This window comes from Nocardiopsis chromatogenes YIM 90109 (assembly GCF_000341185.1).
Lineage (GTDB): Bacteria > Actinomycetota > Actinomycetes > Streptosporangiales > Streptosporangiaceae > Nocardiopsis_A > Nocardiopsis_A chromatogenes.
This window is the reverse complement of record NZ_ANBH01000145.1, coordinates 1-10,540: the sequence shown is the minus strand read 5'-3', so window position 1 is coordinate 10,540 and position 10,540 is coordinate 1. Positions and strand designations below refer to the sequence as shown.

Below are 10,540 nucleotides of genomic sequence, written 5' to 3'. Positions count from 1 at the left end.
GCCCCCTCGTCTTCATCCTGGTCATCGGGGGATGCATGGCCGCCTTCCTCTCCACCGGCTCCGACGGCGGCGGAGGCTCGTCGTCCTCTGATGGCGGCGACGGCGGGAACTCCGAGGGCGGCGGCTCCGAGGCGGCCGCGATCGGCGACACCGTGGAATCCGGCGCGTTCGCGTTCACCGTCACCAACGTGGAGTCCGGCGTCACCGAGGTCTCCGACGAATCCGGCATGCTGACCGAGACCCCCGACGGCCAGTACGTGGTCGTGGACGTCACCGTCGAGAACATCGGTGACGAGTCCGGGATCTTCGATTCCTCGTCGCAGACGCTGATCGACGCGGACGGCAAGGAGTACAGCACGGACACGGCGGCCGAGATGACCGGCGGCACGGACAGCTTCGTCAACGAGATCAACCCCGGGAACTCGGTCGAGGGCCAGCTGATCTTCGACGTCCCCGAGGGCGTGGAGCTCGACACGCTGGAGCTTCAGGACTTCATCAGTTTCGATTCCTCGGCCGTGGTGGACGTCTCCGGGGCGTAGCCGCGGTACCCGCGCCCGCCGGCACCGGTTCCGCCGACGGGCGCCCAGCGCCCGCGGTGGGCCTGCACGGGCCCCCGCCCTCGTCTGCCGCATCCCGGCCTCACGGCCCCCGCATCGGTGGTGGATCCCGATGCGGGGGCTCGTCCGATATCCGGCGCAGGTGGTGTGGCACGCCAGGCGAACGCCGGTCACACTCCGGGCGCCCGCCGGTGGAATCGGCTTCGCAGGGGGCACCGCACGCACCAGGGTGAGAACCGGCCCTCCCCTTCAGCGGCGTTCGTCCGCCTTCTTCCTTCGTCCCGACGGCCTGAGCAGGAACCCGACCACCACACCCACCACCACGGCGCCGGTCAGCGTCGCCCACAGGGGCGCGGCCACGGAGACGAACAGCACCTGGATTTGCGTCGTGTCCCGGTTCTGCAGGACGAACAGCACCGCCAGCACCAGCAGGGCCAGTGCCACCCACACGCGCGGCGGAACCGACTGGAGGACGCTCCGCCCTTCCTCCCGGCCGTCCCCGGCCCCCGCCGCCGCGCCGCCCGGCAGGCTTCCCTCGGCCATCGCTCGCCTCCCGCCCCTGCCACTCGTCCCCCGAACGAACCGTTCCGGTCCCTTTGACCTGCCCGGGAAGGGATCAGGTGTTGGGCAGGGGGCGGCCAATTCTCCGTACTTCTCCGGCGGCCGCGCCCGGCAGGGCCGCGCTCGGCCGCCCTGCCGGGCCGCCCTGCCCGGTTCACACCGGGGCGTTCTCCAGCAGCCGTTCCGCCGCCGCGCGCGCCCGCCGGGCGGGGGCCGGGTCGCCCGTGATGCCCGCCGTGACGATCGCCCCCTCGGCCAGGAGGAACACCGCCTCGGCCTCCGCTTCCCCGCCCCCGGCGTCGCGCACCCACCCCTCCACCTGGGCCCGGAACGCCTCCTTGTGCGCCCGCACCTCCGCGAGGACCGCCTCGGACGCCGCGCCCATCTCTCCGAAGGCGTTGATCCACGCGCACCCCCGGAAGCCGGGCCGCGCGAACCACTCGGCCAGCCAGTCGAACATCGCCGACACCCGTCCTTGCGGGCCGTCCGCGCGCTCCACGTACTCGGCCAGCTCGCCCCGCCACCGCCGGTCCCTGCGCCTGAGCACCTCGACGATCAGCTCCTCCTTCGCCGGGAAGAGGCGGTAGATCCGCTTGAGCGGCAGCCCCGACCCGGCCCGGACGGCGTCCATGCCGACCGCCCGGATCCCGTGCTCATAGAAGAGCCCCTCCGCCGTGTCGAGGAGGGCCTCGCGGTCGCGGCGGTGCTGTTCGTCGCTGATCGGGGCGGGCATCGGGACTCCTTGACGTTGAGAACGATCGTTCCCTACATTAGTCCGCACCAATGGAGAACGCACGTTCTCAACGACAGGAGGCCGCAGTGACCGAGCCCCGACCGCCCTTCCCGCCCTTCACCGAGGAGACGGCCCTGCAGAAGGTCCAGGCCGCCGAGGACGCCTGGAACACCCGCGACCCCGAACGCGTGGCTCTCGCCTACACCCCGGACTCCGTCTGGCGGAACCGCGACGTGTTCCTCCAGGGGCGCGAGGAGATCGCCGCCTTCCTTGCCCGCAAGTGGGAGCGCGAGCTGGACTATGCGCTCCGCAAGAGCCTCTGGGCGTTCCACGGCAACCGGATCGCGGTGCGCTTCCAGTACGAGTGCCGCGACACCTCAGGGCAGTGGTGGCGCAGCCACGGCAATGAGCAGTGGGAGTTCGACACGAACGGCCTGATGCTCCGCCGCGAGGCCAGCATCAACGACGTGCCCATTGCCGAGTCCGACCGGCGCATCTTCGGGACCCGCCCCAAGGAGGAGTACGGGATCGAGATCCCGCTCCGCTGACCGGCCGCCGCCCAGGGCGGCTCACTCCGCAGCCCTGGGCGACAGGCGTCGACGGCGATGCAGGGCCGCACCCACGGCCCACTCGTCACCGTCCGCCCCCCGTTCCGCTGCAATGGCCCGGTACTCGGCTTCCAGCACCTCAGGATCGGTGGGGGCCGCCGCCCCCGCCCCCACCGCTCTCCGCCGTCGCCATCGCCCCAGCGTGCCGACCGAGCGTCCCGGGCTAGACCCATTCGGGAAGCTCCGGGAGTCCGCCGGGACAGGACAGCCCCTTCCCGCCCGTGCGCCCCGCGAGCCAGCCGAGGAGGTCTCCGGGGGTTCCGGTGACGGTGCGGCGCGCGCTCCCCCGACCTTCCCAGGCCCCAGAGGACCCCAGGGGCCCCACTGACCCCACCAGCGCTCCGTCGGCGTCACGCAAGTCGAGTGGCGGAACCCCATCGCGCCCCGCGAAGTACCGCACCACGTCCTCAAGGACGACACGGGTCGCCTCCCCAGGAGCACCGGAGAGTTCGTACCCCATGCCCAGGTCGGCGTGGTGCACCTCCAGCTCCCTGAGCCGGATGACGAGAATCCTCCGGGGCGTGCACTCCTCCCCCGTGAACGGGCGGATCCGCCGCCCCCACGCCTCGTCGGGCAGGGTCCGCACCGCCTCGTCCAAGCTCCCCGCCGTGCGGACGATGTCCGCGACCAGCTCGGCCGCGGGCCGGTCCGCCCCCTCCTCGATCTCGGAGTCGCGCGCCTGCCTGCTGGGGTACTGGAGGTTCTCCACGCCCGTGCGCGCCCAGTCCAGCAGGCGTTCGAGCGCGGGGGCCTGCCGCGCGAGGTGGTTCAGGACGTGCCCGCGGGTCCAGCCCGGCAGCGGCGTCGGCGCGCCGATGTCCGCGTCGGTCAGGCGCTCGCAGGTGGCCAGCAGGCGCGCGGTGGCGTCGCGCAGCAGGCGGAGGTTCTGCGGGGTCGGGGCGAGCTCAAGGGGTTCGACGGGCACGGCGCACTGACCTCCAATGGCACGGTATTCCTTTATGCGGAATCCATTTTCCGTAAAGCGAAGTGCCGTCCATGCTCCCAGACGCGCCGCCCCGTCCTCGGCCGGGGCCTTCGACCACCCGGTGCGCGGCCCGGTCCGCGGCGGCCGACGGCCCCGTCCCCCGGCCCAGGCGCGGTCAGTCGTCGGACAGGCCCTCGGCCGGGGCGGTGCGGGCCGCCCGGCGTGCGGGCGCCACCGACGCCACGACACCGATCACCGATGCCGCCGCCACGACCAGCCCGAGCGAGGACCACGGCACCGCGACGACGAGGGGCGCCTGGTCCCCCACGATCGCGCCGACCCCGACGATCCCGAACGGGACACCGATCACGATCCCCAGCACCGCGCCGACCAGGCCGATCACCACCGCCTCCACCGCCAGCGTCCCCCGCAGGCCGGACCGGGTCAGCCCCAGCGCCCGCAGCAGAGCGGACTCCCGGGTCCGCTCCAGGACCGACAGGCCGAGGGTGTTGGCCACGCCCACGGCCGCGATGACCACGGTCACCAGCAGCATCGCCAGCGACAGGTTCACCAGGACGTCCAGCGCCTCGGTGATGTCGGCGCGCTCGCTCAGCGCCCCACCGACGAGGATGTCCGGGTCGTCGGCGGCGATGGCCGCCATCTGGTCGGCGATCGCATCGCGGTCGGCGCCGTCCCCGGCCACGCCCCACACCATGGAGCGGTCGGCACCCGCGCCGTCCGGCGCGCGCCGCCCCTCCGGCGCCTCCTGCTCCTCCAACCTCTCCAGGACGTCCTCACGGACCACCGGCGCGGGCGTTCCCGCGGCCTCGGCGAGCGCGGAGGGGTAGAGCGTGAAGTCGCGCTCCACCTCCCCTCCCCCGACTCCGACGGCCACGCGCACGCGCTCCCCCTCATCCGCCCCCAGGGCCTCCATCTGTCGGTCGGAGACGAGCATCACCGGCGCCGCCCCCTCGCCGCCTGGGGGCTCCTCCCGCAGCCTCTCGGCTCCGGCCGCCTCCGCCATCGCGGGCGAGACCCCGACGAGCGTCGACGCGCCCAGCGCCCCGATGCTGACGTCGGCCGTGCGCACGGCCTCCACCGCGCTCAGGGAGTCGATCCCCTCGATCGCCCGCACGGTCTCGCGCGCGACCGACCCGTCCGCCACGCGCACGCCCACGTCCACCGGGTAGCGGTCCCGCAGGTCCGCGTCGATCGTCGCCCGACCCGTCGACGCCGCCGTGGCGAGCGCGGTGATCAGTCCGAGCCCCAGGACCAGCGCGAGCGCCGCCGTCGCCGCCCGCCCGGAGTTGCGGGCCAGGTTCGCCCCGGCCAGGGACGCCGTGCCGCCCATCCGGCGCAGCACCGCCTGCACGGCCCCGAACGAGCGGGCGATGGGGTACCGCAGGGCCGCCAGCAGGCCGAGCGCCGCCACGAACCCGCTGACCACCGCCACCAAGGGCGATGCGGCAGCCGTCCCCGCGCCCGCTCCCGCCGCCCCGACGACGGCCAGGGCCGCGCCGACCGCGTGCACCGCGCCGAACGGGACCCCGCCGCTCACGTCCGCCGAGCGCAGCGCCTCGATCGGCGCCGTCGCCGCCGCGCGCCGGGCCGGAAGCCAGGCCGCGCCGACGGCCGTCCCCAGGCCGATCAGGAAGGCCCCGGCCAGCCCCCACGGGGGCACCCGCAGGCCGTCGCCGACCAGCCCCACAGCGGCCGCACCCGCGTACCCGAGGGCCACCCCTGCCGCCGTGCCGACCAGCGCTCCCAGGGCCCCGGCGATCGCGGCCTCCGCGGCGACCATCCGCCGCACCTGGCGGCGGTCGGCGCCCACCAGGCGCAGCAGGGCGGTGTCGCGGCGGCGCTGCGCCAGCAGCACGGTGAAGGTGTTGGCGATGACCATGGCCGAGGCGAGCAGCGCCACCAGCGCGAACGCCATCAGCACCGTCTCCAGCTGCCGGGAGCCGCCCGCGAACCGGTCGGCGGCCTGGTCCACCCGGTCCTCCGCCGTGGCGGGGGTGAATCCGGGCGGCAGGGCGCCGTCGAGGTCCTCGACCGCCTGCTGCGGCGTCGTCCCGGGCTCGACCAGCGCCAGCGCCGTGCCCGGGGTGTCGCCGGAGAAGGCGGCACCGGGGGCGTAGAGCCGGTACTGCACGCCGGTAAGCGGCCGGAAGTCCAGGTCGGCGACGCCCACCAGGGTGGCCGTCGTCTCCGCGCCCTCCGCGTCGACCAGGCGCATCTCCCCGCCCACGGCGAGCCCCGTGTCGCCGACGGTCTCCGGGTCGGCCACGACCTCGTCGGGCGCCTCGGGCCACCGCCCTTCGGCCAGGTCGAACCAGCGCAGTTCGGGCCGGTCGGCGATGCTGTAGAGGTTGGCGGTGCCGCGCCGCCCGCCGGTGGAGAGCTGGACGGTGCGGGCGTGGACGGGTGCCGCGGCGGCGATGCCGGGCCGGTCGGCGAGCCGGTCGGCCCAGTCGGGGTCGGGGGCGGGGTCGGCGCCGGTCGCCTCCGGATCGCGGTCGACCACCACGTCCGCCCCGGTCAGCGGCGCGGCGGCGACCATCCGCAGCCCGGCGGCCGAGGTGGCGGTGAACACGGCGGTCGCGGCGAGGAACGCGGTGCCCAGGGCGACGGCGAGCAGGACCGCGGCCAGGCGGGCGGGGCGGGCGCGCACGTGCGCCCAGGCGTGGCCGAGCATCAGCGCTCACCGTCCGCGCGGGCCATGGCCGCCACGACGCCGTCGGCGGTGGGGGCCTCCAGCGTGCCGTGCAGGGCGCCGTCGGACATCAGGACGGCCCGGTCGGCGTAGGTGGCGGCGACGGGGTCGTGGGTGACCATGACGACGGTGCGGCCGAGGCGGTCGCAGGCCTGCCGGAGGTGCCCGAGGAGTTCGCGGCCGGAGGCGACGTCGAGGGCGCCGGTGGGCTCGTCGGCGAAGACCACGGCCGGGCGGGTGAGCAGCGCGCGGGCGACGGCGACCCGCTGCTGCTGGCCGCCGGAGAGCCGGCCGGGGCGGTGGGTGAGGCGGTCGCCGAGGCCCAGCGACGCCACGACCTCGTCGAAGAACCCCGGGTCGGGGCGGCGGCCGGAGAGCCGCAGGGGCAGCAGGATGTTCTCCTCTGCGGTGAGCGCGGGCAGGAGGTTGAAGGCCTGGAAGACGAAGCCGATGTGCTCGCGCCGGAAGGCGGTGAGCGCGCGGTCGCCGAGGGCGGCGAGGTCGTGCCCGTCGACGGTGACGCGCCCGGCGGTGGGGGTGTCGAGCCCCGCGAGCAGGTGCATGAGCGTGGACTTGCCGGAGCCTGAGGGGCCCATGACGGCGGTGAACCCGCCGCGCGCGAAGGCCAGGTCGACCCCGGCCACGGCGGTCACGGCGGCCGGCCCGTCGCCGTAGCGCTTGACCAGGCCGGAGGCGCGCAGCGCGGGTTCGTCCCGGTCATTCGGGCGGGGCGCGGCCGCCACGGGTTCTGTCTGTCGGTTCATGTCGCCGTTTCCGTGTGGGTGCGTGTCGGTGTGTGGCCCGTGTCGTCCGCGTGGCGCGTCCGACGGCCAACGGCACGCTATGGAGGCGGCGACCTGCACCGACAGAACCGATCGGCAGGAGAGGCCCCCTGACTTTCGTCAGGGCGGGCGGCTTTCGGGCCGTCAGGGGCCGTCCCGGCCACCTGTGCGCTACCGGTCGGAGCGTCATCGGCTCGTGAGAGCGCTACGTCCTGCGGGACAGACCGACACCTGGCCCAGGCCGGTGGGGACGCCCATCCTCCTCGCCCCTGTGGGCATGAGACCCGCCCCTGATGAGAGGAAACGGCGAAGACCGATCCGCACACCCCCGGACTTTCCGCCGCTCCTTCCTCACCATCGCCACTGGGGCGGCCGCGGCGACCCCCTGTGCCCTCGCGGCCTCTCCTGCCCGTGCGGCCACCGGGCGCGACACTCCACCGAACTCTCCGATCGCCTATGCCGCCGCCGTACTCGTCCCGGCGGTCTGGGCTATGTCAGGGCAGACGGCACGCACCGGAGCCTCAGATGGGAGCTGAACTGGATCGCCGAAGAAGCGCGCTGGCATCCCGAGGGGAACCGCCTCCTGGTCGGGACCGCCGACTTCAGGGGGTCCACACCACCGGGCGCCCCCATCGACTACGACGTCGAGCAGGAGGACGGCGAACGCGTCGGGGGGCCGCCCGGACGCGGTACACCGATCCGCTACTCGGGCCTCGGCTGGTCCCCGGACGGACGAAGCCTGGCCCTACAGTGTCCGCACCCGGGGGGGGACGGGAGATCTGAGGCGCCTCACCATCGCCTACGGCCTGGAGCAGAGCCGGGGGCACCGTCCGCGCGAGGCCGACGGCCCGTGAACGCCGTTGGGAGCCGAGCGACGACCGGGTGCCGATGCGTCCGGACCCGACCGGCGAGGGGTCGCTCCGGTCCCTGGCCGTGGGCTGGTCCGGCGGCAAGGACCTCGTCTCGGTGGTCGGGGAGATCCGCCATGTCGACCGGGTGGGGGACGGCGCCCGCGCCGTGTTCAGCACTGAGGACCCGGTGGGCCCCGAGGGCGCGCCGACCGGGTGGTCGATTCCGCGCGACGGAGGGACTCGGGAGCGGGTCTTCTCCTACGACAAGCCCATCGACGCCCTCACCTGGCACCCGAGCGGGCGCTGGGTCGCCGTCGCCGTACGCAGGTCGATCCGCGTGGCCCCGGTGGCCGCCCGCTTGGACCCGGTCGAGGTGGCGCGCGCCGACTACACCCCATCGACCCTGCACTGGGCCTGACGCCGAGCGGCGTGCGGGCCCCCGCGCCGCCCGGCCCGGCCGCCTCAGCGCGCGTCGAGGACCAGGCGGGCGGCGAGGGCGCCGAAGATCGCCGCGGAGGCGCGGTCGATCCACCGGCGGACCGGGCCCCGGCGCAGCAGGCGGTCGGACAGCAGTCCGGCCGCCACCCCCACGGCCCCGTCCACCAGCAGACCGATCACGATGAACAGGCCGCCGAGGAGCAGCATCTGGGCCGTCACCGGCAGGGCGCCCCCGCCCGTCGTCAGGAACTGCGGGAAGAAGGCCAGGTAGAACAGGACCACCTTGGGGTTGGCCAGGTTGGTCAGGGTCGCCATGGTGTAGACGCGGCGGAGCGAGCGCGCCGCCGGGGCGGGCGGCGCCTCCCCGGAGGGGGCGGCGTCCCGGCCGCGGCGGCTGTCCCGCAGGGTGGTGTAGGCCAGGTAGGCCAGGAACACCGCCCCGGCCACGCGGATCGCGTCGAGGAGCTGGGGCGCGGCGCTGATGAGCATGCCCAGGCCGAAGGCGGCGGCGATGGTGTGCCCGAGGAGGCCCGTGGACATGCCGAGGGCCGCGACCAGCCCGGCACGCCGCCCTCCGGCGGCGGCGTTGGCGACGATGAAGAGCATGTCGGGCCCCGGGGCGAGGCTGAGCAGGAGGACGGCGAGGGCGAAGGCGGCGATCAGCGCAGGGTCCATGGCGGGATTGTGCCATGCGAGGTTCGCGCGGTTCGCCCCTTTTATCGGCCCCGCCTCCCCGGGTTCACCGGCACGCTCCGGCCGGGCACGGAGCCGTTCCCCTCCGGGTCAGGCGGCCCGGCGCGCGGGGCGCCGGGCCAGGGCGGCCAGGATCGCCCCGAGGGCCAGCACCCCCGCGACCACCATGGCGATCCCCGCGAACCCCAGACCCGCGGCACCCGCCGCGAGCTGGGGGCCGATCCCGGCGCCCACGAACATGGAGAAGGCGTACATCGCCGTCCCCATCCCCCGGCGCTCCGGCCCCGCGTGCTCGCCGATGCCCTGCACCAGCGCGGGCGCCGTCACCAGGATCGCCGCGGTGAACACCAGCAGGACGGCGCCGAGGCCGACGGCGCCGCCGCCCACGACGGCGGTCGCCAGGACCGACAGCGCCGCGAGGGCGAGCCCCGCGACGGCGCGCACCCCCGCGCTCCAGCGGCCGAGGAGCCCGGCGAGGAGGGGGACGGCCACCATCGCGGGCAGGGCGGAGGCCCGCAGGACGAGCAGGGCGCCGTCGTCGCCCGCGATCTCCGGCGGCCCGGCGATGGTGACGGCGGTGTAGACGGCGACGAAGCCCCCGAGGAGCGTCGCGGTCGCGGCGAAGAGCGCCGCCAGACGCGGCTGGAGGAACAGGCCCGGCATCGCTGCGAAGGCGCCGAGGAGCGGGCGCCCGGCGCGCCGGGGCCGGTGCAGGACGGCCCACGCGGCGGGGGCGGCCGCCAGGATCGCGGCCGCACCGGCCAGGAAGACCGCGCGCCAGTCCGCCACGGACGCGATGCCCTGCGCCGCGATCTGCATGACCGGCGCGGAGGCGAGGGCCGCACCGCTGACGGCGGTCATGGCGGCCGGGCGGTGGGCCGGGCGGATGTGCTCACCGACGTAGGCGAAGGCGGCCGGGGCGAGGGTGGCGGTGGTCAGGCCTTGCAGGGCGCGCAGGGCGATGGCCGTCTCGGGGGTGTGCGCGGCGGCGACGAGCGCGGTGGTGGCGGCGGTCGCCACCAGGCCCCAGGTGATGGTGGCGCGGGGGCCGAACCGCTCGCACAGGGCGCCCGCGGCCAGGAAGCCGACGGCGTAGGCGATGGCGAAGGCCGTGGAGACCCAGGTGAGGGCGTGCGGGGTGGAGCCCAGGTCGTCGGCCATGGGGCCGAGGAGGGCCAGGACGGAGTACATCTGGCCGACCATCGGGATGCAGGCGGCGGCGAGCAGGGCGATCGCCGGACCGGTCCGTGCCCAGCCGGGGGCGGCGTCGGTGCCGCCGGGGCCGGGGGCCGGTGCGGGTTGGGTCGGGGTTCCAGAAGAGGCGGTCGAGGTCATGCCCGCGACCATATCCAACCAACTTTTCGGTTGGCAATACATCAGAAGGCCGACGGCCCGTGCCGCAGCATTGGAGGAAGGCCCGCCGACTCTTCCTCGTTGCCGCCTTTCCACCTCACACCCCGCCGACCCCACACCCGGCCGGGGCCGGTGAGCGGGGTACCTGTTGAGCCGCCCGCCCGGACCGCGAGAAACCTGCCGGACGACAAGCAGGATCAGGGAACCGCCCCGCTCACTCCGTCGCCGCCCATCACGGCGACCACGCACACGCCGGGCGGCCGACAGCGCTGCCGCACGGGGCGCCGACCTCTCTTCCTCCGACCGGCAAACCGGTGGCCAGCGGT

Annotated in this window: 10 protein-coding genes; 3 read left to right on the top strand and 7 right to left on the bottom strand. The window is 75.1% G+C overall.

What is annotated here, in order from left to right; genetic code table 11:
- Nucleotides 1-539, top strand: a 539-nt coding sequence (locus D476_RS0115325; RefSeq protein WP_017624822.1) for a DUF4352 domain-containing protein, incomplete at its 5' end; no start/stop codon positions are given.
- Between the two features lie 267 nt (nt 540-806).
- Here D476_RS0115325 and D476_RS0115320 read toward each other — a convergent pair.
- On the bottom strand, nt 807-1,100 hold the full coding sequence (locus D476_RS0115320; protein ID WP_017624821.1) for a hypothetical protein: 294 nt from the start codon (nt 1,098-1,100) through the stop codon (nt 807-809).
- Nucleotides 1,101-1,272: 172 nt separating this feature from the next.
- Nucleotides 1,273-1,851 (bottom strand): TetR/AcrR family transcriptional regulator, encoded by a 579-nt coding sequence (locus tag D476_RS0115315; protein ID WP_017624820.1) that lies wholly within the window; start codon nt 1,849-1,851, stop codon nt 1,273-1,275.
- Between the two features lie 86 nt (nt 1,852-1,937).
- Between D476_RS0115315 and D476_RS0115310 the strand changes: the two genes are divergently transcribed.
- Nucleotides 1,938-2,399: a nuclear transport factor 2 family protein gene (locus D476_RS0115310; RefSeq protein ID WP_017624819.1), complete on the top strand. Its 462-nt coding sequence runs from the start codon at nt 1,938-1,940 to the stop codon at nt 2,397-2,399.
- 223 nt (nt 2,400-2,622) lie between these two features.
- Here the strand turns inward: D476_RS0115310 and D476_RS0115305 are convergent, their stop codons facing one another.
- The 3 genes from D476_RS0115305 to D476_RS0115295 form a co-directional block, all read right to left on the bottom strand.
- A complete protein-coding gene (locus D476_RS0115305; protein ID WP_017624818.1) occupies nt 2,623-3,384 on the bottom strand; it encodes a maleylpyruvate isomerase family mycothiol-dependent enzyme in 762 nt (253 codons plus the stop codon).
- 175 nt (nt 3,385-3,559) lie between these two features.
- Nucleotides 3,560-6,079 carry an FtsX-like permease family protein gene (locus tag D476_RS0115300; protein ID WP_017624817.1) on the bottom strand — a complete coding sequence of 840 codons (2,520 nt, stop codon included), beginning with the start codon at nt 6,077-6,079 and terminating at the stop codon, nt 3,560-3,562.
- On the bottom strand, nt 6,079-6,861 hold the full coding sequence (locus D476_RS0115295; protein ID WP_083939529.1) for an ABC transporter ATP-binding protein: 783 nt from the start codon (nt 6,859-6,861) through the stop codon (nt 6,079-6,081). Before D476_RS0115295 ends, D476_RS0115300 begins: the two co-directional genes overlap by 1 nt.
- A 906-nt stretch (nt 6,862-7,767) precedes the next feature.
- Here D476_RS0115295 and D476_RS0115290 point away from each other — a divergent pair.
- The gene (locus D476_RS0115290; RefSeq protein WP_017624815.1) at nt 7,768-8,148 is read left to right on the top strand and encodes a hypothetical protein; all 381 of its coding nucleotides are present in this window, start codon (nt 7,768-7,770) and stop codon (nt 8,146-8,148) included.
- 44 nt (nt 8,149-8,192) lie between these two features.
- Here the strand turns inward: D476_RS0115290 and D476_RS0115285 are convergent, their stop codons facing one another.
- Together D476_RS0115285 and D476_RS0115280 are read right to left on the bottom strand one after the other, a co-directional pair.
- A complete protein-coding gene (locus tag D476_RS0115285; protein ID WP_017624814.1) occupies nt 8,193-8,843 on the bottom strand; it encodes a LysE family translocator in 651 nt (216 codons plus the stop codon).
- A 108-nt stretch (nt 8,844-8,951) separates the two neighbouring features.
- On the bottom strand, nt 8,952-10,196 hold the full coding sequence (locus D476_RS0115280; RefSeq protein WP_040726422.1) for an MFS transporter: 1,245 nt from the start codon (nt 10,194-10,196) through the stop codon (nt 8,952-8,954).
- Nucleotides 10,197-10,540: the final 344 nt, after the last annotated feature.